A 26,303-nucleotide genomic window follows, 5' to 3' on the forward strand; every position below is an offset into this window, starting at 1 on the left:
TAAAAATTATGTCATGCTTTCTAAGACTACTGCTCAATAAGAGAATAAATTAGATATTATTTTGTACTAATGTTTTACGAATGAAACCATTATTTTGTTCGAGTTTTGTTTTGGCTTGCTGAGCGGTTAGTCCGGCAAGAATCATTAAAATAGCTGTTTTACAATGTTGATTACATTGATTTAACGTTGTTATAGCTATATCTCGGTTGCAATCGGTGGCTTGCATAACAATTGATATCTGTCGTTCAACAAGCTTAGCATTAGTGGCTTCAACATCAACCATTAAATTACCATAAACTTTGCCGATTTTTATCATACTGGCTGTTGTTAACATATTGAGGATCATCTTTTGTGCAGTGCCTGCTTTCATTCTTGATGAACCGGTAATGACTTCGGCTCCGACAATAGGAGTAATAGCAATATTAGCCAAATTAATCATAGGTGCATTAGGGTTGCAACATAAACTTACCACTGTAGCGCCAAGTGATTTTGCATATTGCATGCCGCCAATAACATAAGGTGTGCGCCCACTAGCAGCGATACCAACTAAAATATCTTTAGCACTAAAATTAATACGTTTTAGATCATTAATTGCTAATTGGGGTGAATCTTCTGCATTTTCGACAGCTTTAAATATGGCAGGTTTACCGCCAGCAATTAGGCCAATGACTTGTTCTGGCGGTGTTCCATAAGTGGGTGGGCATTCGCTAGCATCTAAAATACCTAATCTCCCCGAGGTCCCAGCTCCAAGGTAGATTAAACGGCCATGATTTAGGAATGCATTGCTGATTGCATCCACGGCATTAGCGATGTAGGTAAGTTGTTTTTCAACTGCGAGTGCCACTTGTTTATCTTCATTATTGATAATTTGCAGAATTTCAATTGTGGATGCGCAGTCGATATTTTCGCTCGCATTGTTGCGATTTTCGGTAACCATAGCCGATAAATTAATGTTTGGCATGTGATTTTAACCCTAACCATACAAAAGCAATAAGAATAGCAAATAGCATACCAAAACCGACGCCAATTGTAATGACTGATAATCCACCAGCGACAGCTAAGGTATAAGCACTTAACATAATCATCATTGCGCTATACTCGCTTAAGTTCTGTATTGAAATAACACTTCCGGCACCGACAAGCTCTTTACCAATTTTTTGAATTAGTGCATTTAATGGCACTAAAAAATAACCGCCTAATGCACCAATCACAACTAATAATATATAAGAGCTAATCATATTACTTTGTAACGTGAATGCGATGACGGCAAATCCCATTAATATCCCAGCTGGAATACAACGTAATGTATTCGAAATTGAAACCAAAGCACTAGCCAATGCCGCACCAATAACAATACCTATTGCTACAACAGCATTTAGATTCGTTGGAGTTGAATTGTCGGTAATACCTAAAACAATTGGTACCCAGCTGATTAATAAGAAACGCAGAGTAATGCCTGCCCCCCAAAATAGACTGGTACCAAGTAAAGTATAAAGGGCTTGTTTATTATTGAAGATGATTTTGATGGTTTTAGCGAAATCTTTTATCATACTTATCAACTTCCACTCAATATCTTGTCGAGCAGCAGGTAATTTGGGAATAAAAATATTTGCTATTACCGCTAGTCCATACATAACAACACAAGTAAGCAACGCTAAAGTAATATCTAAATCAGCAATATGGCCACCGGCAAGTGAACCAAGCAAAATAGCTGCAATGGTTGACGCTTCTATTAAGCCATTCGCTTTAACTAAATTATCGCCGGAAGTGAGTTCTCCTAAAATACCATATTTTGCTGGTGAGTAACCGGCTGCGCCAATACCGACTAAAAAATAGCCTAAAAATGGATTGATATTTAAGCAGATAATCGCTGCACCTAATAATTTAACCCCATTTGCAATCATCATCGCTTTGCCTTTCGACATACTGTCAGCAAATTGACCAACAAAAGGAGAAAGAAGGATAAAAGGAATTACAAAACCGATTTGCAATGCTGATTGGCTCCATTCTGGATAATGGAGCTGCTTAATAAAAGCAAGAATAGCAAAAAAAATTGCATTGTCAGCAAAGGCTGAAAAAAACTGAGCTAGCATGGTCGCTGCCATGCCAACTGATAACAATGGTTGTTTAGACATATCGAATCCTTGCTGTTATTGATTCTCATCGGCCATTTTGCGTAAGGTAATAAAATCGATTTTACCTGTACCCAATAATGGTAACTCTTTAACAACACGAATATCTCGAGGGATCGCTAATGCAGGGATACCTAAATCCTGCGCAGCCTGATTCAGCTGTTCCCTAGTTAATTTAGTCGAGGTAGTAAATAGCACAATAGCTTCTCCTTTGGCTGCATCGGCTTTTACTGTTGCACCATGCATGGCATCAACATCGACCTTTTTAGCTAAAGCTTCAACATTTTCAAGTGAGACCATTTCGCCAGCAATTTTTGCGAAGCGTTTTAATCGTCCTTTGATAGTTAAAAACTCATCTTTATCAATCGCAACGATATCACCGGTATCATACCAACCTTTATCCACATTACCGTTTTCATCAATAGCAACTGGCTCTTCAAGTATCCCCGGCTTCTCAACACGTAAGTAACCCTTCATTACGTTAGGTCCTTTAAGTTGTAGCTCTCCGCCATTGCTAATGCCTGGAACAGGTATTAATCTTGATTCCATCCCCGGTAACAAACGACCAACGGTACCTGCTTTAAATGCCATCGGCACATTAAGAGCAACGACTGGAGCACATTCAGTTACACCATAACCTTCTAAAATTCGAATACCGTATTTATCTTTCCATTGTTCACGCACCGCATCAGAAAGTTTTTCAGCACCAGCAACTACGTAGCGTAAACGCATAAAATCGTATGGATGTGCATAACGGGCGTAGTTGGCTAAAAATGTTGGTGTTCCAAATAACACCGTACAGTTTTGGTCATAAATGATTTCCGGTACCATACGATAATGTAATGGATTTGGATATAAAAACGTACGACTGCCAGAGAACAACGGTAAAAATAAGCCAGCGGTAATGCCAAAAGCGTGGAAAAGGGGTAATGCCGACATAAAACGGTCTGCAGGTGTTGGATCGATAACAGTACGAATTTGTTCGACATTCGCCAATAAACTGCCATGGCTATGAACGACTCCTTTCGGATTACCTTCTGAGCCTGAAGTAAATAGAACTAAAGCCTCGTCTTGACTTGATTGTCGTCGTTTAACTAATCGAGGAATGTATTGATGTACGGCAACGTATAGTTTATCAAAAAAGTTCAAACTGCTGCGCAAATCTTCAAGGAAATACCAATTTACATCGTTAATTTCTTCTAAAAGGTAATCAAGCTTCCCTTTTTTAATAAATTTGCGTGAAGTAATAATGGTTTTTATTTCAGCAGCAGTAATTGCACAGGTTAATCCTTTAGTACCAGCCGTGTAGTTGAGCATTGCTGGAATACGATTTTTAACTGATAAACCAAAAATAGTGGCAACAGTAATTGTTGCATTGGGTAGTAATAGGCCAACTCGTTCTTTCGGTTTGGTAATTTTAGAAATAATACAACTTACACCGATAATCTGCTTAAGTAAGTTTCGATAGGAGGCTTCATGAGTGGTAGGGTCTTGAACCATTCGTGATTTTACGCCATAACGAACTTGAGCTTCAAGTAGAGCCTCAAAAAGGGTTAATTTAGGGCGACTTGCCATTCTGGCATTCATCATAATTTGATGTAATTTTTCACCAGCAATATATCTTCGATCACTTGCTTTTGCTGCGTCAGGCATTGGGATTGATTTTGGTTCCAATACATGAATAGTAATTTTTGGAAATAGACGACGTTTAAATAAGCCTTTTAAGCGACTGGTTAAGGTAAATTCGGCACCTTCTATCCAAACAGGTACAATGGTCGCTTGAGAACGTGCCGCAACAAATGCCGCACCATCATAAATCTTCATTAATGATCCGGTTATGGTAATTCGACCTTCCGGAAAAATAACAATTGGTCGGCCTTTTTCAATTTCACGGACCAATTTTTTTATTGCCATAGGACTTAATGGATCCATTGGCACAAAATCGACATAGCGTTTGGCTAAACGAACTAGCCAGTGATTAATATATCCTGCGTAGATAGCAAATACTGGTTTTACTGGTAAAAATACGCCGATTAAAACGCCATCTAGAAAGGAAACATGATTAGGAGTGATAAGAAGTCTGTCTTGTTTTAGGTTATCAAGATTACCTTGAATCTTGACATGGAATAAAATCTTTAAAAAAAATTTTAATATTTTAAATAACATCTGATTTCTCAATTTCCGTGCAAAATTGCACTCTGCCATAATAGTGAAAATTATTGCAATATACAAGAAGCTAAATTTCAATTGAATTTAATTGATATTAAACAAATTGTTATGTGAATTATTCTTGTTGAAAATAATAATTAATAGACAATAAATAGTAAAAAAGTAAAATAAAAGTTAAATAACAGTAAGGAATGAAAATGTTAATTTTAACAGCTCAAGATATCCAGCAATTTTATACTATGAAAGATGCTGTAGCAGCAGATAAACAAGCATTAAAAATTTATACTCAGGGTAATAGTGAAGTGCCTTTACGTATCAACTTTGATATGCAAAAAGGACAATGCCTAGTTATGCCAGCTCATATTAAAGAAAACGATGTTGTTGGTTTAAAAATTGTCTCGGTTTTTCCTGATAATCCTAAATTGGGCAAACCATCGGTTCCGGCGCAAGTGTTTATGATCGATCCGCAAACTGGCGAAGTTTGTGCGATATTAGATGGCACGTTTGTTACGCAATTGCGAACCGGTGCGGTACAAGGTGCTGCTACCGATTTATTAGCAAAAAAGGATGCTAAACGAGCAGTATTAATTGGTACTGGTGGGCAAGCTGCTGCACAATTAGAAGCTATGTTAACGGTACGGCAATTAACGGATGTGGCTATTTATGGGCTTGATGCTAATAAAGGCAAGCAATTTACTGAAGAGATGAAAAAACGATTTGGCCATTTTTCGGCTAACCTCTATTTTACACAAGATTTGGATGAAGATATTCGCCATGCTGATATCATTACGTCAGTGACTACATCAAAAGAAGTGACTTTCAATGGTGAGTTAGTTAAACCCGGAACTCATATCAATGGTGTAGGTGCTTACACATCAGAGATGCACGAAATCCCAAGTAAGATAGTGGCAAAAGCAGATATTCGTGTACTTGATACTAAAGATGGTGTATTTGCTGAAGCTGGTGATATTATCGACCCAATTAATCAAAATTTAGTCACAAAACAAGATTTTTATGAATTGGGAGATTTAGTTATCGATCCGCAAAAATGTCGTCAAAACGATCAGCAAATCACGTTATTTAAAACTGTGGGAACGGCAGTTTTAGATGTCTATGTCGGTTATGATATTTATCAGAAAGCTAAACAAAAGGGTATTGGAACGACTATCTAATAATTCTTTTTAACCCCAAATCACCCCTTAACCAAAAATTTGAGGAAAGGGGTTTTTTAATGTCTAAAATTGGCATTAATAGTGCTTATTATTAGTATTAACAATAAGTTAGTTCTATAAAATAAAAAATTATAGGAAAGTGTTTTTAGCGCTTAAAATTGTCGTTAATGGTATTACTTATTAAAATCAACAATAGATTAGCCATTATCAATAAAATAATGCGAGGTAAGGGCGGTTCTAAGATCGAAACTTAGCTTTTCAGCTCTTCTTTTTGTGAACGACCTAATAATGACATGGCAGCCTGTTTTGGATCTTTATGTTCGTAAAGTACTTTATAGATTTGTTCAGTAATAGGCATATCGACGTGATATTTTTGTGCTAATGACCAAACTTCTTTAGTATTTCTACAGCCTTCAACCACTTGAGCAATGATCTCTTGTGCTTCTTGAATTGATTTGTTTTGACCCAGTAAAATACCAAAACGGCGATTTCGAGATTGATTATCGGTACATGTCAGTACCAAATCACCTAATCCTGCCATCCCCATAAAAGTGGCGGGATCGGCACCAAGTGCTTCGCCTAATCGCATCATTTCAGCCAATCCACGAGTGATTAATGCTGTTCTGGCATTAGCACCAAAACCAAGCCCATCCGACAATCCAGCACCAATGGCGATCACATTTTTGACTGCTCCGCCAAGTTGAACACCGATAAAGTCTTTACTGCTATAGACTCGAAACGATTTACTACAGTGGAATAAATTTTGTAGTTCTGTTAAAAATTGTTCATCAGTTGAGGCAACAGTCACTGCAGTGGGTAAACCAGATGCCACTTCTTTAGCAAATGTAGGACCAGAAATAACCGCTAATGGAATTTTGTCACCTAAAACTTCGCGTGCAACATCTTGTAATAATCGTCCAGTATCAACTTCAAGCCCTTTCGTTGCCCAAACGATTTTACTATCCTTTCTTAACAATGGTTTTATTTGTTTAAGAATACTACCAAACGCATGGCTTGGTACAACAATAAGTAAAATTGGTGCAGCAGCAACAGCAGTGGCTAAATCAGCTTCAATTTGCAGTTGCTCTGGGAAAGGGATATCAGGCAAAAACTGTCTATTTTGTCTATCATTCTGCAAAATAGCCATCTTATCTGGGTTATGTCCCCACAATAAGGTTTCATGGCCATTACGTGCTAGTAATATTGCTAGTGAGGTTCCATAAGAACCTGCGCCAATTACAGTCACTGCAGCATCTTTACTCATATATAATCCAATAGACTTTATTAATTAACTTAACAATTACGATTATTGTAAGGTTTCAGTTACACTATTTTGGGCTTGTTGTTCTTGTTGTTGTAAATAGTTAATGAACAATGCTTCAAAATTTACTGGCTCTAAATTAAGTTGTGGGAATGTCCCTTTATTCACTAGGCTTGAAATAACCTCACGCGCATAAGGGAATAAAATGTTTGGACAATAAGCACCAACACAATGTTGAATTTGTGCATCATCAAAACCAATAAGAGAGAAAATTCCTGATTGGGTAACTTCACAAATATACACAACTTCTTCTTGTTGTTTTACCGTTACGGTAACACGTAAAGAAACTTCATGCACTTCATCACTTAATGCTTGTGATGCTGAATTTAGCTCTAAATTCATTTCTGGTTGCCACTGCTTAGTAAAAATTTCAGGGACATTATTGGTTTCAAAAGAAACATCTTTAGTGTAAATACGTTGAATTGCAAATTGTGTTTCTGGTTGTTGTGTATTGTTTTGTTCTGTCATGATAAAACCTTATTTTAAAATTATATTATTTTCTAACTAATGGTAAGTTTTCGCCGTTCCAACCAGCAATACCATCTTTTAATGTAAATACATGTAAAAAACCTTGTTTGACTAATACTTCACCAATGCCTGCTGATGTTAAGCCATTTTCATCAATCACAATAATGATATTTTCTTTAAATTTTTCTATAGTTTTAGCACTAGCATTCTTTATATCAACAGGTAAGATGTTGTGTGATTCAGTGATATGCCCTTTTTTGAAGCTATCTGCTGAACGAATATCAACAATAACTGCATTTTGTTTATTGATCATATTAATTGCTTGCGCGTTATTAATTATTTTTACTTTTGACAATTTACTTTTTACGGTTAATACAATGATTGCAACAAATAACACAACCCAACCTAATGAAAGTAAAAGATGATTTTTGACAAAAGGTATAATTTCGAGCGTAACAAAGTCCATACTTTTATGATTACCTAATTTTTATTAAAAATAAGATAAGATTATAACGATATTGTCTACTGAAATACAGATCTAAAGGGAGAAATCTTATTTTAAGCTAATAAGAACTAAAGAATTCTAAGGTGAGAATTAATGTTATTTAGATGATTTATCTTAGTGGTTTTGCTTTTAGTTACTATAATCTCGTCTGTTTTAGCCGAACAAAATAATTGTGCTACAAATAAAACCGTAAACTTAGATCAAAACATGCAAATAACCGATGAGCCATTACTATTTGACCCAAATTTAACCTGTCGAAATTTTTTTCTGGAAATTGATGCTAATGCACCTGATTATTTTCAATATTATGATTGTCAAATACAAGATGAAGGTCAAACATGGCGGATAACTGTAGTTTATAAAGTTGACGGTAAATATGCTAAGCAAGCCCATTAATATTTGATTAAAACTATGAGGATGGGTGAACTGAAACATTTATGCTGTTATTGGCATCAACAAAATCCAGTTTTGATCGCTAATTCAAAAGATAACTTATTGTATGAAACTTCGTTTTTTTTAAATGAAACATTTAAACGTGATGGGGATGAAATGATTTTTTATTTAATCATAATCGGTTTTCGAAGATTCAATATATAACTTATTTATGCAGTGTAGCCAATCAACCACTTTGTCATGGAGCAAAACAGTGACATAAATGGCTTTATGTGACATTTTGGTGCATTGTTTTGGTGCTTTATGCATTATCATGGTGCATTAATGCTTTTTCTGCTATTATTTAATCATTAAAAACCGTCTAAAATGGTTAATGAAAAACTGGCATCATATTTGCATATAATCTAATAAATAGGCAAAATGCCTTTAAACTGAACAATTATTATATGTCCTCAATGGAGAAGCTACATGTCTACACAAAAAGTTTTAACGCTAATAAAAGAAAACGATGTTAAGTTTGTTGATTTACGTTTTACTGATACTAAAGGTAAAGAACAACACGTTACAATTCCTGTAAGTCAAATCGACGCTGATTTTTTTGAAGATGGTAAAATGTTTGATGGCTCTTCCATTGCTGGTTGGAAAGGCATTAATGAATCAGATATGGTTTTAATGCCAGATGCATCAAGCGCAGTAATTGATCCATTTTTTGAAGACGTAACATTAAATATTCGTTGTGATGTTTTAGAACCAGCGACTTTACAAGGTTATGACCGTGACCCTCGCTCAATTGCTAAACGTGCTGAAGAGTTTTTAAAATCATCAGGTATTGCTGATACCGTTATTTTTGGACCAGAACCTGAGTTTTTCTTATTTGATGATGTTCGTTTTGGATCGCCAATGTCTGGTAGCTTTGTTCATATTGATGATATCGAAGCCGCTTGGAACTCTGGTACTAAATACGAAGAAGGTAATAAGGGGCATCGTCCTGGCGTTAAAGGTGGTTATTTCCCACTTCCTCCGGTTGACTCGTCACAAGATATTCGTTCTGAAATGTGTTTAATCATGGAACAACTAGGTTTAGTTGTTGAAGCTCATCACCATGAAGTTGCAACTGCAGGCCAAAATGAGATTGCTTGTCGTTTCAATACATTAACTAAAAAAGCTGATGAAGTTCAAATTTATAAATATGTTGTACAAAATGTTGCTCATGCTTATGGTAAAACCGCAACATTTATGCCAAAACCTATGTTTGGCGATAACGGTTCAGGTATGCATTGTCACCAATCTCTTGCTAAAGATGGCGTAAACCTTTTTGCTGGTGATAAATATGCTGGCCTTTCTGAAATGGCGTTATACTATATTGGTGGTATTATCAAACATGCTAAAGCAATTAATGCTTTTGCGAACCCAGCGACTAACTCTTATAAACGTTTAGTACCAGGTTATGAAGCACCAGTTATGCTTGCATATTCTGCGCGTAATCGTTCTGCATCAATTCGTATTCCAGTGGTTACTAGCCCTAAAGCGCGTCGTATTGAAGTTCGCTTCCCTGATCCAGCAGGTAACCCATACTTATCATTTGCAGCACAATTAATGGCAGGTTTAGATGGTATTATCAATAAGATTCATCCGGGTGATGCGATGGATAAAAACTTATATGACTTACCACCAGAAGAGTCTAAATTAATTCCACAAGTTGCTGGTTCACTTGAAGAAGCTCTTGACGCGTTAGATGCGGATCGTGAATTCTTAACTCGTGGTAATGTATTTACTAATGACACTATTGATGCTTATATTGACTTAAAACGTCAAGATGTTGATCGTGTTCGTATGACACCACATCCGGTTGAATTTGAACTCTACTACAGTCTATAAGTCATTATTGTATTATTTAAAGCTTTAACCACCGCTGAAGGGCGGTGGTATGTAATGAGAACGGAGAGCCAACGATGACATTTGATAATGAATCTGATGCAAATCTTGTTCTCGACTCAATGATTACCAATATTTTATTACTCGATAAAAAACTCAATATTCTTTATGCCAATACCGCGGCACAGCAGTTACTTGCTCAAAGTTCGAAAAAAATATTAGATAGCTATTTTCCTGACTTATTAGGTTATTTTTCCCTCGACCTTGAGTTGATGCAAAATGCATTAGATCAGAATCAAGGATTTACCGATAGCGAAGTTAATTTAGTCATAAACAATGAATTACATATTTTATCGTTAACCGCACAATTGCTGGCTAATGGTCATGTACTTATCGAAATGGCACCATTAAATAGTCATAAAAAGTTGAGTCAAGAACAACTACAACAAGCTCAACAAAATGCTGCCCGCGAATTAGTGCGCGGACTTGCTCATGAAATTAAAAATCCGCTTGGTGGACTAAGAGGAGCGGCGCAATTATTGTCACGAGAGCTACCTAACAATGAGTTGCAAGATTATACAAAAATTATCATTGAGCAGGCTGATAGGTTAAGAAATTTAGTTGATAGATTATTAGGTCCTCAACAGCGGTTACAACAGAAACAACAGAATATACATCAAGCTATCGAACGGATCTATGCGCTTTTATGTTTAGAAAAACAGCTAAATGTTGAGATTATCCGTGATTATGATCCTAGTTTGCCTGAATTCACTCACGATTCAGAACAGATTGAACAAGTGGTTTTAAATATTGTTCGTAATGCTTTACAGGCAATTGGTACGAAATCTGGTTGTATTAAGATCAGGACTCGAACAGCATTTCAAGTTACCTTGCATGGTCAACGTTACCGACTTTGTGCGCGTATCGATATTGAAGATAATGGCCCTGGAGTGCCCGTGCATATTCAAGATACATTATTTTACCCAATGGTTAGTGGTTATGAAGGAGGTACCGGCATTGGCTTGTCGATTGCCCATAATATTATTGACCAGCATAATGGAAAGATTGAATTTAATAGTTGGCCTGGTCATACTGAGTTTTCTATCTATTTACCAATCAAACAATGAGGTTAATGACGATGAATGTTTGGATTGTTGATGATGATAGTTCGATTAGATGGGTTTTAGAGAAAGCGCTTACTAATGCTCATTTTAACTGCATCAGTTTTTCGAGCGGTCAAGAAGTGATTGATGCTTTAGTTAATCATCCACAGAAGCCAGCAGTATTATTATCCGATATTAAAATGCCGGGTATTGATGGGTTATCTTTGCTTAATTATATTAAAGAGCAAATGCCTAATTTACCGGTGATTATTATGACTGCTCATTCAGACCTTGATGCTGCAGTGAATGCTTATCAAAAGGGAGCTTATGATTATATTCCTAAACCTTTCGATGTCGATGAAGTAATTCAATTGGTTGAGCGGGCTATTTTACAAAGTCAAAGTAATAAACCTAATAATTCCTCTACTAGCAAAGCTTCTACGGGTATTATTGGTGAAGCTCCCGCCATGCAGGAAGTGTTTCGTATTATTGGACGACTATCTAAATCATCTATCAGCGTACTTATTAATGGTGAATCAGGAACGGGTAAGGAGTTAGTGGCTAAAGCTTTACATACTCATAGCCCACGCTCACAGTCACCATTTATTGCACTAAATATGGCTGCTATTCCTAAAGATCTGATTGAATCGGAACTATTTGGGCATGAAAAAGGGGCATTTACTGGAGCTGCTCAAATAAGGCATGGTCGATTCGAACAAGCTAATGGTGGAACGCTATTTTTAGATGAAATTGGTGATATGCCATTGGATGTGCAAACTCGATTATTAAGAGTTCTTGCTGATGGTCAATTTTATCGGATAGGTGGTTATTCACCTGTAAAAGTTGATGTACGTATTATTGCCGCTACGCATCAAGATTTACAAGCTAGAGTAAAGGAAGGTAAATTTAGAGAAGATTTGTTTCATCGGCTAAATGTGATTCGAATTTTATTACCACCATTACGTGATAGAGCGCAAGATATACCTAAATTAGCTGAACATTTTTTACGGACCACTGCCAAAGAATTAGGTGTTGAAAGTAAAGTGCTAAGCCTTGATGCTCTCAATCTTTTATGTCTGTTCAATTGGCCGGGTAATGTAAGGCAACTAGAAAATGTTTGTCGTTGGGTAACAGTAATGTCGTCCAATAATGAAGTTTATGTACAAGATTTACCACCAGAACTATTACAATTATCTGCTTCTGATGCCTCAGCTAATTATGAGGTTACTACCAATGTAACCAATCAGATATTACCAGAAACCGATTGGAAAAAACTGTTAGAACAGTGGGCTAAACAAGCCTTATTAGCTGGTCAAACCGGAATTTTGACGCAAACAGTGATTGATGTCGAAAGAATTTTATTGAGGTGTGCGCTTAATTTTACTCGCGGACATAAGCAAGATGCGGCTAATCTACTTGGCTGGGGACGAAATACTTTAACGAGAAAACTCAAAGAATTATCAGATGATAATTGATTATGATAGCATGCCGATTTTTTCGGCAATAAGTCATAATGTTATCATCTAATGTTTTTACCAATTTATTTATTATTATTTTACTGTTTGCTTAAAGTTCATTGAACACTTATTTATTTTTAGTTACAATCGAATGTAAATGATAATTATTCTATTTATCATCCATTCGCTTTTGGACTAAGCTAATAACTAGGAGTTACAATGTATTCATCTATCAAAGTTAAATTTTTAGTATTACTAGCCGCTTTATTTGTATTAGCTGGCTGTGACGATAAAAAACAAGAAGTACCACCAGTAGCTAATAAAACTATAGCTGTTGAACATGCTCAAGGTAAAACGGATGTTCCTGAAAACCCGAAAAAGGTGGTGGTTTATAACACAGCGACACTGGATATTATTGATGCATTAAAAATTCCTGTAACCGGTGTTCCGCAATCGGATGTACATTTCCCTGAATTCTTATCAAAGTATGCTGATAAAGCTTATACCAATGTTGGTACTTTATTTGAGCCAAATTATGAAGTGTTAAGTTCATTACAACCTGATGTGATTATCGCAGGTGGCCGTGCCAATGATGTTTATAAAAAATTAAGTGATATAGCACCAACTATTTCGCTTGATATTGATCCTAATAATTTTGTAGCTAGCTTAACCGAGCGTACTGAACAGTTAGGCGATATTTTTGGTAAACAAGCAGAAGCTAAAAAATTAATTGCTGATTTTAACCAAAAAATTGAAACACTAAAACCTAAAACAGATACAGCAGGAACTGCCTTAGTGATTATGGTTAATGGTGGTAAAATGTCTGCTTATGGCCCTAAATCCCGTTTTGGTTTTATCTTTGATGTATTAGGTTTCAAACCTGCAACAACCTTCCAAGAAGCTGGCCGTCATGGTAATGCAGTAACTTCTGAATTTGTGTTAAGTGTTAATCCACAATGGTTATTTGTATTAGATAGAGACAATGCAATTGGTAATAAAGAAGCTCAATCAGCACAACAAGTTCTAAATAACGAATTAATTCAAAAAACTGATGCATGGCAACAAAATCATATTGTTTATTTAGATTCAACTTCAATGTATATCTCTGGCGGTATTCAAACTTATAGTCAATTAATCGACCAAATAAGTGATGTTTTACAAAAAACATCAGCCAACTAATCATAAGTTATGACAAAAACGGTTTATTTTATTGCAGGCATTGCTCTTTTAGTAGCAATGGCTGCATTAAGTCTGTTTATTGGTGCTGGGCATGTGACGTTGGCCGATCTTTGGTCAGATAGTAATATGCGACAAATCTTTTTTGTTAGCCGTGTACCTAGAACGGTTGCATTAATATTAGCTGGTAGTGCTATGAGTGTTGCAGGCTTAATTATGCAATTACTTACGCAAAATCGGTTTGTTGAACCTTCGTTAGTGGGGACAACCCAGTCTGCGAGTCTTGGGCTATTAGTCATGATGGTATTTGCTCCTGGCGCAACTGTAATGACGAAAATGGTAGTGGCAAGTTTATTTGCAATGGCTGGCACGATGTTGTTTATGTTTATCTCACGTAAAATCATCTTTAAATCTGCCTTAATGGTACCACTTATTGGGATTATGCTTGGCGCAGTAATCAGTGCAATTTGTACTTTTTTTGCCATGTATTTTGATTTATTACAATCACTAGGTGGTTGGGAATCAGGTGATTTTTCTGGCATTTTGCAAGGTCGCTATGAACTATTGTGGTTAGTTGGTGGTATTACCTTACTTGCCTGTTGGAGCGCCGATCGTTTTACTGTCGCTGGATTAGGGCGGGACTTTTCCGTCAATGTCGGACTTAATTATAATAGAGTAATGTTAACAGGCCTGATTGTCATTGCACTTATTGGTGGGATTGTCGTTGTGGTGGTAGGTGTACTGCCATTTTTGGGCTTAATTGTTCCTAATATTGTGAGTTTATTGTTTGGCGATAATGTTCGTAAAACTATTCCGTGGATCTGTCTACTAGGCAGTGGTTTGGTTTTACTCTGTGATATTATTGGACGAGTTATTCGCTACCCCTTCGAAATTCCAGTTAGTGTAATCCTTGGTGTAGTCGGAGCTGTCATATTTTTAGTATTGTTGAGTAAAAAACGTCATGCTGGTTAATCAAAAACGCTTTATTTCAAGTCGAAATACGGTACTGATATTACTAGGTATTGCGCTATTTTGTGTCATTTTTTTCATGACATTCAATTTAAAAGGCAATATTAGTTATATATTGACTCATCGTGCTTGGATTGTTTTAACGATGATTTTAGTCGCTTTTTCAGCTGCAACGTCGACTTTGCTTTTTCAGACTGTTACTAATAATCGAATTTTAACCCCTTCGATAATGGGATTTGAATCTTTGTTTGTATTGATTCAAACAGTTGTAATATTTTTTATTGATGCGCAAGGTATTCCTTATATTGGTATTGTGGGTAAATTTATCTTCGAATCATCATTATTAATTTTATTTTCTCTATTTCTGTATCGAGGATTATTTACCAAACTTAAACAAAACCTTCATTTGGTTTTATTAATTGGCATTATTTTAGGAACACTATTTCGTAGTTTCTCCAATTTATTACAACGATTAATGACGCCAACGGAATTCGCTGTTTTGCAAAGCCGTATTTTTGCAACATTTACCCGAGCAGAACCTGTCTTAATCGTATTTTCATTAGTCATTGCCTCAATTATTGGCCTGTTTTTATGGCGAATGCGCTTTCGATTTGATGTATTAGCTTTAGGAAGGGATAATGCCATTAATCTTGGGGTCGATTATCAGAAAAGTGTCACTATCATTCTATTACTCGTCTCGGTATTAGTTTCAATATCAACCGCGTTAGTTGGGCCTTTCACATTCCTAGGCCTACTTATTGCTAATTTAGCTTATAGTATTAGTGGCTCTAGCCAGCATCGTTTTTTATTACCGACAGCGTTTTTATTAGGCGTGATTTTTCTTGTTGGTGGACAGATGTTTTTAGAGCGGGTACTAAATATGGTGGGCGCATTATCGATAGTCATTGAGTTTATTGGTGGTTCATTGTTTATCTTCTTATTATTGAAAAAGGTTCCGATGTGATAGAAATTGATAATATTAGTAAAAAGTATCAAACCATACCTGTATTAAAAAATGTGAAAGCAACCATACCTCAAGGTGGTATTACGGCAATTATTGGTCCAAATGGTGCAGGTAAATCAACCTTATTATCAATTATTAGCCGTCTATTACTTGCCGATGAGGGACAAGTAAAAATTCAGAATATGGATGTGGTTAATACGCCTAGTGATAAACTTGCGACCTATTTATCTGTGTTAAGACAAGAGAACCGTTTTACCAGTCGATTGACTGTGTTTGAATTGGTTGGATTTGGCCGTTATCCTTATTCAAAAGGCCGATTAAATAAAGGTGATTTAGTCCATATTAATCGTGCCCTAGAATTTTTAAATCTAACTGAATATAAAGATAGATTTTTAGATGAACTGTCAGGCGGGCAACGGCAGCGTGCTTATGTGGCAATGGTACTTTGTCAGGATACTGAATATGTATTACTGGATGAGCCATTAAATAACCTTGATATGAAACATGCGGTTGCTATGATGAAACAGCTAAGACGAGCAGCTGATGAACTGGGGAAAACCATTGTGATTGTTATTCATGACATTAACTTTGCTTCAGTCTATTCCGATTATATTTTAGCGATGAAAGATGGCCAACTGGTTTATCAAGGTAGCCCTAAACAAATTATGGATTCAACGATATTAGAGGAAATTTTTGATACACCAGTCAAAATAGAAAATATTCATAATCAAAATATTGCTATTTATTATTAGTGTCTAATTTTATTTAACAACAAGGATTTAGAGAATAGCTAAATTCTTTTTTTATTTCTAGCGTTTAATTATTATAACTTATTTATAAAGAGTATAACTTTTGTTTACATTTAATTTATGTTCTTGTTAAATAATAAGTAGTTTTTTTTGAGATTTAGTCATGAAATTAGAGCAGATTGCATTGTTAGCTGGCGTATCGAGAACCACAGCGAGTTATGTGGTTAATGGTAAAGCTAAACAATATCGGGTTAGTGATAAAACCATTGCAAAGGTGATGGCGGTGGTAAATGAATACAATTATCAACCCAACGCAGTAGCTGCCGGATTAAGAGCGGGTAAAACTCGCACTATTGGTATCATTATTCCTGATTTCGAAAATATCAGTTATACCCGAATTGCTAGTTATTTAGAGCAATTAGTAAAAAAAGAAGGTTATCAATTACTCCTCTCTTGTTCTGAAGATGATCCGAAAATTGAAAAAGAGTGTGTTCGGCATTTAAAACAGCGACGAGTGGATGCGTTGGTGATCTCTTCGTCATTTGTTGCTGAATCAGATTATGCATTTTATGATGGTTGGCGAAATAGTGATATCCCTCTGTTCGCATTAGATAGAACATTATCTGTATCAGAGTTTAGGAATGTTGTTGGTGCGGATAAAGAAGATTCAAAAATGCTAGCTAAAGCATTTGATCAGTTAGTCAATGGCACAGTAGTTTATATTGGTGCCTTACCCAATCTATCCGTTAGCCAGCAACGTATGGAAGGCTTTAAGGAAATTGCATTAAATAGTAGCAATAAAGTTGATTTTTTATGTGCAAATAATTATAGTCGTCGCGACGCTGAGGCTACCTTTAGTCAATGGTTAGAATATAATGATTTACCAGATGGTATTTTTTCTACTTCTTTTTCTTTGTTACAAGGCACAATTGATGCAATTTTGAAAAAGTTTGATCATCTGCCAGAAAATCTAACTATAGCCACTTTTGGTGATAATGAGTTACTTAATTTTTTACCTTGCAAAATGATTGCGTTATCACAAGATCATAAAGCGATATCAGAAGTAACCATTAAACTATTATTTGATAGTTTACATAATAAAAACTATCAGCCAGGAACTACAGTTATTCCTCGACGCTTAATTTATCGAGGTAGCCTGAGTCGAAAAAGTATTGCTAAAAAGTCAATTTAAGTCGCCATATCGACAATTATTTTCCTCAAAAAAACGATCTAGATCACACTTTAGGAATTAATAGATATAATTTATTTGATAATTAGCCAGTTTATATTCATTATTGCTGAAACGATTCAATATGATTCAATAACGAACTATTGTGGGATTGCTGAGTTGTTTTTAGTTGACCCAACATTATAACCCAGAGGTATTTATTTTATGTTTCATTTAGTTAAAGAAGATATTCATTTAAATGAACAAGCAACCAATAAAACGGAAGCAATTAAGAAAATTGCAGCTGCATTAACTAGTGCCGGCTTTGTCGGTGAAGGATATGTTGATGGTATGCTTGAGCGTGAAGGTCAGGCGGCAACTTATTTAGGTATTGGTATTGCTATACCTCATGGTACGCCTAAAACTCGTCACTTAGTTAAAAAAACGGGTGTTCAAGTTTTCTGTTTCCCTGAAGGTGTAGAATGGGGAGATGATGGTGAAAAAGCCTATCTTGCCATCGGTATTGCGGCAAGTTCTGATGAACACTTAGAATTACTTCGTCAATTAACTCACGTACTTGGTGCTGATGGTGTTGAAGAAAGAATCAAGAATATTCAATCAGCCGATGAAGCTCTCGCTATTTTAACTGGTAAAGATAGTTTAGAAGATAGTCAATTTGTTATTAATGAATCTACATTATTATTAAATATTCAAGCTGACAGTTTGGCTACTTTACAAGCTTTAAATGCATCACGATTAAAACAACAAAATGCTGTTAATGCTAGCTTTATTACTAACGTCCTTGATAATACACCGAATTATTTGGGTGACGGCGTATGGTTAAATGACAGCCGTGAAGGTAATTTAAAAAATGCAATTGCGATTAGTCGTACAGTAAGTGAGCTAAACCAAGACGGTAAGCCAGTTAAACTTCTGATCACTATTTCAGCGGTTGATGATAATGTTACAGCTATTGTAAATAACATTGCTACCTTAGCTTACAATCAAAAATTAAACTTATTAATCGCTGCAAATAGCGATGATTTCAGCAATATTTTATTATCAGGTTCGCAGTCAGTTTCATCTCAACGAGCAGAAACTCAATCTACAAGCGCTTCATCAACAAGTAGTGAATCTAATGGTGAGCTAAGTAGAGAATTTGTCATTCCTAATGAAAATGGATTGCATACTCGCCCTTCATCGGTGCTAGTTAAATTAGTAAAAGAATTTAATAGCAAAGTCACCGTTGCCAATATTGATGGTAAAAATGAACCTGTAAGTGCTACCAGTTTAATGAAGATTGTGGCATTAGGAGCTAAAAAAGGCAGTCGATTACGCTTTACTGCTGTAGGTGATGATGCGGAGCAAGTATTAGATGCAATTGGTAAAGCTATTGAAAGTGGCTTAGGTGAGGGTGTTTAATCATGACTTATCGTGTTGCGACTATTACCTTAAATCCTGCTTATGATCTATTAGGTTTTTGCCCTAAAGTTGAGTTAGGTGATGTTAATTTAGTGCAAACTAATGCTTTACTGCCAGCAGGTAAAGGTATCAATGTTGCTAAAGTTTTATCTGACTTAGGTATTAAATTAACCGTTGGTGGTTTTTTAGGTAAAGAAAATCGAGATGGTTTTAATTTACTGTTTGAATCATTAAATGTTACTGATAAATTCCAAACAGTCGAAGGCCGTACTCGTATTAATGTTAAATTAACCGAAGAAAACAGTGAAGTTACTGATCTTAATTTTTCTGGTTTTACTATTAGCGAGCAAGATTGGCAAACATTTGTCACTTCTTCGTTGGAATGGTTGAAAGAGATTGATATGGTTGCCATTAGTGGCAGTTTACCTGCAGGTGTATCTCTTGAAAAATTCACTGAGTGGATGAAGCAAGTAAAAGCAATTTGTCCTAAAGTTGTGTTTGACAGTAGTCGTGATGCTTTAGATGCTGGGCTTAAAGCTAATCCATGGTTAATTAAACCGAATGATAAAGAACTCGAAATGTGGGTTGGTAGAAAACTAACTACATTATCAGAAATCAAAACTGCTGCTATGGAGCTTATCGATGGTGGCGTAGAAAACGTAGTAATTTCACTAGGAAGTAAAGGTGCTTTATGGGTTACTAAACATGAAGCATGGTTAGCCAAACCGCCTAAATGTAAGGTGGTTAGCACGGTTGGTGCTGGTGATTCAATGGTCGGTGGTTTAATGTATGGTTTATTAACTAACCAATCAATTAAAGACACCTTAGTATTTGCATCAAGTGTTGCCGCTTTATCAGTTGAACAAGCCGGTGTTGGGGTATCAGACCGTCAAGCGGTTACCAACATGTCGGAAAAAATTGAAATAATTGCGGGATAGGAGTATACATGAATATATATATTGTTGAAGGAAGTAATTCAGGCCCAGTTAATGGCCGTTTAGCTAAAGCGGAATTAGCGTTAGCCGCTAATTCATTAAATTTCAAAGTTGTTGATAATGCGACATCAGCCGATACGATTATTTCGGTTGGTGATGGAAATATCAGCGATAAATCAGTGATTGGCAAAAAAGTTTATGTGGTAAGTGATCTCAATGAAATTTTTGCTGATCCTAAAAAAATCTTAAATAATGCAAAACTTAAAGCAACTGTTTATGAACAATCTGCTAGTTCTGCATCTGTATCAGCAGCAAATAACGGACAAAAACGTATTGTTGCGGTAACCGCTTGTCCAACTGGTGTTGCTCATACATTTATGGCTGCTGAAGCGATTGAAGAAGAAGCGAAAAAACGTGGCTGGTGGTGTAAAGTTGAAACTCGTGGTTCGGTTGGTGTTGGTAATGAATTAACACTAGAAGAAATCGCTGCAGCTGATGTAGTGATTGTAGCATGTGATATTGATGTTGATTTAAGTAAGTTTGCAGGTAAAAAAATGTACCGAACTAAAACCGGTCCAGCCCTTAAAAAAACTGCACAAGAATTAGACAGAGCTTTTAACGAAGCTACAATCTATCAACCAACTAGTTCTGCTTCAACAACAAAATCAAGTAACGAAAAGAAAGGTGTCTATAAGCATCTATTAACTGGTGTATCTTACATGTTACCAATGGTGGTTGCAGGTGGATTAATCATTGCTTTATCGTTTGCTTTTGGTTCATTTGAAATGGTTGATGGCGTACAAAAACTGGTAGGTGAATCTCATTTAGCACAAATAGGTGGGCTTGCATTCTCACTCATGGTACCTTTACTTGCTGGTTATATTTCTTACTCAATTGCCGATAGACCAGGTTTAGCTCCAGGGCTTGTTGGTGGTTTACTTGCCGTTTCAACTGGTGCAGGTTTCTTAGGTGGTATTATTATTGGTTACTTTGCCGGTTACTTAGCAATGTTAATCACTAAATATTTACCATTACCAAAAACACTTGAAGCATTAAAACCAATTCTTATTGTGCCATTACTTGCTACATTAGCGACTGGCTTAGTTATGCAGTTTATTGTTGGTACGCCGATAGCATGGCTAATGGAAGCTTTAACTGAATGGTTGAAATCGATGGGAACAGCAAACGCTGTTCTGTTAGGTGCACTTTTAGGTGGTATGATGTGTACTGATATGGGGGGACCAATCAATAAAGTTGCTTATGCATTTGGTACAGGCTTAATTTCGGCTCAAGTATATGCACCAATGGCAGCGGTTATGGCTGGTGGTATGGTTCCACCTTTAGCAATGGGATTAGCAACCTTAATTGCGCGCAAAAAATTTGCCAAAGCAGAACAAGAAAGTGGTAAAGCTTCATTAGTATTAGGCTTATGCTTCATCTCTGAAGGGGCAATTCCTTTCGCTGCTCGTGATCCATTACGTGTTATTCCTTGTTGTATTATTGGTGGGGCAATCACTGGTGGTTTATCATTAGCATTTGGTTCTGAGCTTATGACACCACATGGTGGTCTATTCGCTTTAGCAATCCCTGGCGTAGTTAAACCAGTTGGTGGTTATTTACTATCAATTGTTGTTGGTTCGGTTATTGCGGGTGTCGCTTACGCATTGATTAAAAAACCTGAAGCACAGACTTCTGAATTAGTTAGCGCATAATACATTATGCAACTAAAAACGCCATCATCTGATGGCGTTTTTTTATTCTTGCCTTAATCTATTTTTTTACCCAACGCTGTAAATCTTTTGGGATAAAATTATCCATTCTCTCTAACATTTCATCAGCAACATCTGCTACGATCAATGTTCGATAAAAACTGTCTCGGATAAAGCCTTCTTGTACTGCGTGTTCTAAAAAATTGAGCATAGGTTGCCAAAATTGACTATTTAATAAGGCAACTGGTTTTTCATGATAACCAATTTGCATGCCAGTCCATACCTCAAACAGCTCTTCTAATGTTCCTGTGCCTCCAGGCATAGCAATAAAACCATCAGCTAGCTCAGTTAATCTTGCTTTGCGTTGATGCATATTTTCAACAACTTCCAAACGCGTAATACCATGGTGTGCAGTTTCAGCTTTAACTAACCGCTCAGGAATAATGCCAATAACTTCACCACCATGAGCGAGAACGGCATTAGCAATAACACCCATTAGTCCTTTATTGCCTCCACCATAGATTAATCGTCTATTATGTTTGGCAATGGTCATACCTAATTGCTCTGCTGCCATACGATATTCTGGACGATTACCTTCACTCGCCCCACAAAACACACAAATATTTTTCTTCATCAATTTTACTCTACTGGTTATGCTATTTTCTCGCTATTTTAGCATAGTTTCCCCTCGATTTGCTTACAAGCTGAGCAGTTAAACCTAATTAGTGTTTTAGAGATTGACAGAATCGTCATAGATGGTTAATATCTTGTCCGTTAAGTGTTCCTCCATAGTTCAGTCGGTAGAACGGCGGACTGTTAATCCGTATGTCACAGGTTCAAGTCCTGTTGGAGGAGCCAATTTCAGTTTTTAAGAACCTGCTTATATAGCAGGTTTTTTTATATCTACCATTCAATAGATACTTCAAGATCACTTTTATCTGCATAAACATTATTAATTCGCCGTTTAACCATGTTTGAACAGCGATATATAATTATTTTTTATAAGGCGTGTTTTAGCTGGAAAGCCTTATTCTTGCAGGGTATAATTCAGCCTCCCTCCAATTAATACCAAAGTGTGAAATCAACATGAAACATAACGTAGTAATTGCAGTATTAATGGCAACTAGCTTATCTTGTGCCGCTTCAGGACATTCATCTCATTGGGGATATGAAGGTCAAGAAAAACCAGAAAACTGGGGTAAATTATCACCAGAGTATTCTACCTGTGAGAATGGTAAAAATCAGTCACCGATCAATATTGATCATGCATTAAAAACAGAGCATGAAAACTTAAAGTTCTCATTTAAACCTAGTAAACAGGAAATTATTAATAACGGACACACTATTCAGGTTAATGTTACTGGGGATAATCAGTTAATATTAGATGAGCAAACCTTTACGTTACAACAATTCCATTTTCATAGTCCAAGTGAAAATACTATTAAAGATAAAAGTTATCCAATGGAAGCCCACTTTGTTTACAAAAATAAAGCTGGTGCGCTTACTGTCGTTGCATTAATGTTTAATAATGGTGAAGCGAATTCTGAAATTGCAAAAGCTTGGCAGCAAATGCCTGAAGAAGTGGATAACAAAGCAATTTTAGACAAAACTGTTGATATCAATACATTATTTCCTAAAACACTCGATTATTATCGCTTTAGTGGATCATTAACAACACCACCGTGTACTGAAGGTGTAAGATGGATTGTGTTAGAACAACCTGTGACAGCCTCAGAACAACAAATTGAAAAATTCCACTCAATCATGCATCACAACAACAACCGCCCAGTACAGCCATTAAATGGAAGAGTTATTGTTGATTAATAAATGAGTTTTGATTGGCTTTATTAATATTTATTATAAAGCCAATTTCGATTGTTATATTGATTAAAAAAATATCAATTAACGATAGCTAATCACAATGAGGATAACTTTTTAGTGTCTCTTTTTAGTGATTTTTTTATTTAAGTATTAGTATAATCCCAATCAAAAACTTTTATTTCACCAGTTTGATAAAACTGCTTAACTAACTTAATATAATTATTAAAATCTTTATTTTCTCTAGCAAGACGACTGCAAGAGTCCCAATCAATAATAGTTTTTTCTTGAGCAGGAATTAGAATTTGACTTTCTGATGGATTATCTACATCTAATTTAATAACGCCAATACCGTGTGCTGCGCACAATACTCTGAGTTCTTTTAATGTATCACTACCAGTAATTTGTGAAGCCACCAAATAACCAAAATTAGCCCATGAAGAATTAGATACAGCTTGAAAAAATGATTCTCTAACATTTGACATATTAAGTAATATTTTAACTTCAAATGACCATAGTTTACTTTGTTGATCGGCATAGAGTTTAACGCAATCTTTGACTAAGCTATCCCAATCGGAGCTGAGATCTTCTAAGCCAACAATATCAGGATGTAGCCATATATTGCCATTTTTACCCATTCTATTTGATGATGTTTTTTCATCAATACGTTTAGAGTACACATTAAGTTCATCATAAAGATATTTACTTAATAATGGATAGAGAGAGTGTTCACTATGACCATTCTTCTCTGTTTGGGCTTGTGTGGGCAGTTTCTTTGTAGATAAATACTCGGCGTCTAGTACTTCTGCTTCATCAGATTTTTGCGAAAAGTAATACTTTTTAGGACGCCCCTCTGTGGTTTTTATTTCTGGATGTTTTTTTTGTAAAAGTGGTCGCTGGGCACCAATTTCAGCTGCAATTTGGGCAATAACATCATCATCAGTCATTAAACGCTCACTAGCTTGTTTTTTTTCAGCACAGGCTTGCGGATTATGTATAAATATCAACTGAGCCAATTGTCTAGCGGTAAACTGTTTTTGCGGTTGCTGTTTAAGTAGATTAAATATTGTCTTCCTGAGATTTAATGACATAATGTTTAATAACTCTTTGTAATAATGATTAATATACACGTAATATATAATTTAATTAGCTAGTGCTGTCAATTCAATGTTAACTTTAATAGTTATAAGAAATCGTATAATCATTATTGATAGTTATATATAAAAATGAATAAAAAAATAGATATTAATGGATAATGTACTGTTTTTTTTATGTGTTTTAGCGTATTAAAAGAGTGTTACTGAGTAGTGAATTTGTATACTGGCGGAATCTTAACCTTTTCATGAAAATGCTTGTCAATAAAGGTTTTTTTATTTCAATAAACTAAATCGTATACCTAAAACGAAAAGTGACCCTTAAAATTGGGTATTTTTGATACTCACTTATTTTAGAGTTTTTTTACCAGCATTGATTAACTTTTATAATTTAATGTTTTTTAGCTGTATAAGCTTTTACTTCAATTTTTATGACGCTAATTGGTCTAACATCGCTTTCGGTAAAAGAGAATGTTTTATTAGGAGCAAATTTATTCATCATTACTTGTAACGTCGCTATTTTTGCGGTGGGTTCTTCAATAAAGGTTGCACATCCATTGCCAATAACACTGGCATAATCAAAGGAATATTTGCAGGCTTTTTCATTAGTAATTAATTGGTGCCGTGTATCTAGCTCAAAGCTAAGTAAAGGATTTTGTCTGAGTAGCTCAACTTTAGTACCGACTTTTGCGCCATGAATATAAAAAATAAGTTGATTATTTGTTGTTCGTTCATAACAAAAATTGACTGGAACAATATAGGGATAATCACCATTATTCATGGCTAAACGAATAACATCAGTATGCTCTAAAATATCGATCACTTCATCAAGATTAGTTATTTCTCTATCTTTGCGTCTCATAAATATCCTTTTTTATATTATAGATAACTTAGATTTAAGTAATAATAGATTGATATGTTTTTATTATTAATACCAAACTGATATTAAACCTAAATTGGAATTTCTGCAAAATTTGCAACAGCCTTAAAACTTAGAGTAGATGGTAAGTAATATTACTATAGGCGCAATTTATTTTGCACTTTGGGATATATATTTCCAAATACAGGTTAATGTTATCTTTTGGTTTGATATGTTTTAAAGGATTTAAAAGGAAGTCATTAAATAGTAAATTATTGGCATGAAATTCAGTGGGTTAGTTCGAATGAAAATAACGGCATGCATAAATTATGTGCATTTCTGGGCGTTAATATAGTTCGTGTGTAGTCGATTTATATATAGAAACAGCGCGTTAATTTTTAATTATTTGATTTTATATGGTTTTTGTTGGTGGAGCTGGCGGGAGTTGAACCCGCGTCCGAAATCTCTACATCCTTGGTACTACATGCGTAGTTTGTCTTTGAATTTCGCTTACCCGCTGCGGACAAACACGCCACTGATAAACTAGCTTGATTAAATTTAATGCTTCCGCCCCAAGCAAGGCTTCCACACGATCTCGTTTAGGTTTGACTCCTCTTGATCCCCGTCCTACGAGCGGAGGCTAGGGAGAGAAGGCTCTATACAGGTTATTAAGCTGCTAGTGCGTAGTTTTCGTCGTTTGCGACTATTTTTTTGCGGTTTATTTACGAGGCCTACCGCACCTCGGCATGCACCTTGGGTTTCGCAAATCCCGTCGAATCCAGAATCAGCCCCAATTGTGGTTGGTATTTATAGACAATATTGGGGCATTATAGGTGAATTCAAGC

General features: G+C 35.8%; 23 protein-coding genes, 1 tRNA gene and 1 other RNA gene. 15 read left to right on the forward strand and 10 right to left on the reverse strand.

Features of this window, described 5'->3' with window-relative positions; genetic code table 11:
* Positions 1-49: 49 nt before the first annotated feature.
* Genes murQ through aas form a run of 3 tightly spaced genes read right to left on the reverse strand, consistent with a single transcriptional unit; the run spans position 50 to position 4,298 of the window.
* Complete coding sequence (gene murQ / locus AC5LWZ_RS03390; RefSeq protein ID WP_493463960.1) at positions 50-961, reverse strand: N-acetylmuramic acid 6-phosphate etherase; 912 nt, start codon at positions 959-961, stop codon at positions 50-52.
* A complete protein-coding gene (lplT, locus tag AC5LWZ_RS03395) occupies positions 948-2,135 on the reverse strand; it encodes a lysophospholipid transporter LplT (protein WP_493463961.1) in 1,188 nt (395 codons plus the stop codon). Before lplT ends, murQ begins: the two co-directional genes overlap by 14 nt.
* Positions 2,136-2,150: 15 nt before the next feature.
* Positions 2,151-4,298, reverse strand: a complete 2,148-nt coding sequence (gene aas / locus AC5LWZ_RS03400) for a bifunctional acyl-ACP--phospholipid O-acyltransferase/long-chain-fatty-acid--ACP ligase (RefSeq protein WP_198201394.1) — start codon at positions 4,296-4,298, stop codon at positions 2,151-2,153.
* A gap of 200 nt (positions 4,299-4,498) precedes the next feature.
* Here aas and AC5LWZ_RS03405 point away from each other — a divergent pair, with 200 nt between their 5' ends.
* On the forward strand, positions 4,499-5,473 hold the full coding sequence (locus AC5LWZ_RS03405) for an ornithine cyclodeaminase family protein (protein ID WP_493463962.1): 975 nt from the start codon (positions 4,499-4,501) through the stop codon (positions 5,471-5,473).
* A 250-nt stretch (positions 5,474-5,723) separates the two neighbouring features.
* Here the strand turns inward: AC5LWZ_RS03405 and gpsA are convergent, their stop codons facing one another.
* From gpsA to AC5LWZ_RS03420, 3 genes are read right to left on the reverse strand one after another with little or no spacing between them, the layout of a single operon-like run.
* Positions 5,724-6,737 carry an NAD(P)H-dependent glycerol-3-phosphate dehydrogenase gene (gpsA, locus tag AC5LWZ_RS03410; protein ID WP_493463963.1) on the reverse strand — a complete coding sequence of 338 codons (1,014 nt, stop codon included), beginning with the start codon at positions 6,735-6,737 and terminating at the stop codon, positions 5,724-5,726.
* A 42-nt stretch (positions 6,738-6,779) separates the two neighbouring features.
* Positions 6,780-7,262 carry a protein-export chaperone SecB gene (gene secB / locus AC5LWZ_RS03415; protein ID WP_110448509.1) on the reverse strand — a complete coding sequence of 161 codons (483 nt, stop codon included), beginning with the start codon at positions 7,260-7,262 and terminating at the stop codon, positions 6,780-6,782.
* A gap of 25 nt (positions 7,263-7,287) precedes the next feature.
* A complete protein-coding gene (locus AC5LWZ_RS03420; RefSeq protein ID WP_110448508.1) occupies positions 7,288-7,728 on the reverse strand; it encodes a rhodanese-like domain-containing protein in 441 nt (146 codons plus the stop codon).
* Positions 7,729-7,974: 246 nt separating this feature from the next.
* Here AC5LWZ_RS03420 and AC5LWZ_RS03425 point away from each other — a divergent pair, with 246 nt between their 5' ends.
* The 12 genes from AC5LWZ_RS03425 (at position 7,975) to fruA (ending at position 21,690) form a co-directional block, all read left to right on the forward strand.
* Entirely contained in the window at positions 7,975-8,163 is a 189-nt protein-coding gene (locus AC5LWZ_RS03425) for a hypothetical protein (RefSeq protein WP_146208347.1), read from the forward strand.
* Between the two features lie 465 nt (positions 8,164-8,628).
* The gene (gene glnA / locus AC5LWZ_RS03430; protein WP_198201392.1) at positions 8,629-10,038 is read left to right on the forward strand and encodes a glutamate--ammonia ligase; all 1,410 of its coding nucleotides are present in this window, start codon (positions 8,629-8,631) and stop codon (positions 10,036-10,038) included.
* Positions 10,039-10,112: 74 nt separating this feature from the next.
* Complete coding sequence (glnL, locus tag AC5LWZ_RS03435; RefSeq protein ID WP_110448506.1) at positions 10,113-11,162, forward strand: nitrogen regulation protein NR(II); 1,050 nt, start codon at positions 10,113-10,115, stop codon at positions 11,160-11,162.
* A 5-nt stretch (positions 11,163-11,167) separates the two neighbouring features.
* Complete coding sequence (gene glnG, locus AC5LWZ_RS03440) at positions 11,168-12,613, forward strand: nitrogen regulation protein NR(I) (RefSeq protein ID WP_110448505.1); 1,446 nt, start codon at positions 11,168-11,170, stop codon at positions 12,611-12,613.
* Between the two features lie 201 nt (positions 12,614-12,814).
* The gene (locus AC5LWZ_RS03445; RefSeq protein ID WP_493457504.1) at positions 12,815-13,774 is read left to right on the forward strand and encodes a siderophore ABC transporter substrate-binding protein; all 960 of its coding nucleotides are present in this window, start codon (positions 12,815-12,817) and stop codon (positions 13,772-13,774) included.
* A 9-nt stretch (positions 13,775-13,783) separates the two neighbouring features.
* Positions 13,784-14,743 carry an ABC transporter permease gene (locus tag AC5LWZ_RS03450; RefSeq protein ID WP_493463964.1) on the forward strand — a complete coding sequence of 320 codons (960 nt, stop codon included), beginning with the start codon at positions 13,784-13,786 and terminating at the stop codon, positions 14,741-14,743.
* On the forward strand, positions 14,733-15,704 hold the full coding sequence (locus AC5LWZ_RS03455) for an iron chelate uptake ABC transporter family permease subunit (RefSeq protein WP_110448502.1): 972 nt from the start codon (positions 14,733-14,735) through the stop codon (positions 15,702-15,704). Before AC5LWZ_RS03450 ends, AC5LWZ_RS03455 begins: the two co-directional genes overlap by 11 nt.
* A complete protein-coding gene (locus AC5LWZ_RS03460; protein ID WP_198247842.1) occupies positions 15,701-16,456 on the forward strand; it encodes an iron ABC transporter ATP-binding protein in 756 nt (251 codons plus the stop codon). The genes AC5LWZ_RS03455 and AC5LWZ_RS03460 overlap by 4 nt, the downstream gene beginning before the upstream one ends.
* 160 nt (positions 16,457-16,616) lie before the next feature.
* Positions 16,617-17,645: a catabolite repressor/activator gene (gene cra, locus AC5LWZ_RS03465; RefSeq protein WP_198201389.1), complete on the forward strand. Its 1,029-nt coding sequence runs from the start codon at positions 16,617-16,619 to the stop codon at positions 17,643-17,645.
* 201 nt (positions 17,646-17,846) lie between these two features.
* Positions 17,847-19,043, forward strand: a complete 1,197-nt coding sequence (gene fruB, locus AC5LWZ_RS03470) for a fused PTS fructose transporter subunit IIA/HPr protein (protein ID WP_493463965.1) — start codon at positions 17,847-17,849, stop codon at positions 19,041-19,043.
* A 2-nt stretch (positions 19,044-19,045) separates the two neighbouring features.
* Entirely contained in the window at positions 19,046-19,981 is a 936-nt protein-coding gene (gene fruK, locus AC5LWZ_RS03475) for a 1-phosphofructokinase (RefSeq protein ID WP_294910122.1), read from the forward strand.
* A gap of 8 nt (positions 19,982-19,989) precedes the next feature.
* A complete protein-coding gene (gene fruA, locus AC5LWZ_RS03480) occupies positions 19,990-21,690 on the forward strand; it encodes a PTS fructose transporter subunit IIBC (RefSeq protein ID WP_294910124.1) in 1,701 nt (566 codons plus the stop codon).
* 58 nt (positions 21,691-21,748) lie between these two features.
* On the opposite strand, the gene AC5LWZ_RS03485 is transcribed toward fruA, so the two are convergent.
* Positions 21,749-22,321 (reverse strand): LOG family protein, encoded by a 573-nt coding sequence (locus tag AC5LWZ_RS03485; RefSeq protein WP_493463966.1) that lies wholly within the window; start codon positions 22,319-22,321, stop codon positions 21,749-21,751.
* Positions 22,322-22,469: 148 nt separating this feature from the next.
* On the opposite strand from AC5LWZ_RS03485, the gene AC5LWZ_RS03490 reads away from it, so the two are divergent.
* Both AC5LWZ_RS03490 and AC5LWZ_RS03495 read left to right on the forward strand, forming a co-directional pair.
* Positions 22,470-22,545: transfer RNA gene (locus AC5LWZ_RS03490), tRNA-Asn, on the forward strand.
* Positions 22,546-22,773: 228 nt separating this feature from the next.
* Positions 22,774-23,511 (forward strand): carbonic anhydrase, encoded by a 738-nt coding sequence (locus AC5LWZ_RS03495; RefSeq protein ID WP_493463967.1) that lies wholly within the window; start codon positions 22,774-22,776, stop codon positions 23,509-23,511.
* Positions 23,512-23,651: 140 nt separating this feature from the next.
* On the opposite strand, the gene AC5LWZ_RS03500 is transcribed toward AC5LWZ_RS03495, so the two are convergent.
* From AC5LWZ_RS03500 to ssrA, 3 genes are all read right to left on the reverse strand, one after another.
* Positions 23,652-24,596, reverse strand: coding sequence for a COG2958 family protein (locus AC5LWZ_RS03500; protein WP_110448494.1), 945 nt, complete (start codon positions 24,594-24,596; stop codon positions 23,652-23,654).
* A 394-nt stretch (positions 24,597-24,990) separates the two neighbouring features.
* Entirely contained in the window at positions 24,991-25,461 is a 471-nt protein-coding gene (locus AC5LWZ_RS03505) for a pyridoxamine 5'-phosphate oxidase family protein (protein WP_493463968.1), read from the reverse strand.
* Positions 25,462-25,885: 424 nt separating this feature from the next.
* Positions 25,886-26,250, reverse strand: a transfer-messenger RNA (tmRNA) gene (gene ssrA / locus AC5LWZ_RS03510).
* Between the last annotated feature and the right edge of the window lie 53 nt (positions 26,251-26,303).

The sequence above is a fragment of the Gilliamella sp. LMG 34362 genome (assembly GCF_984569125.1).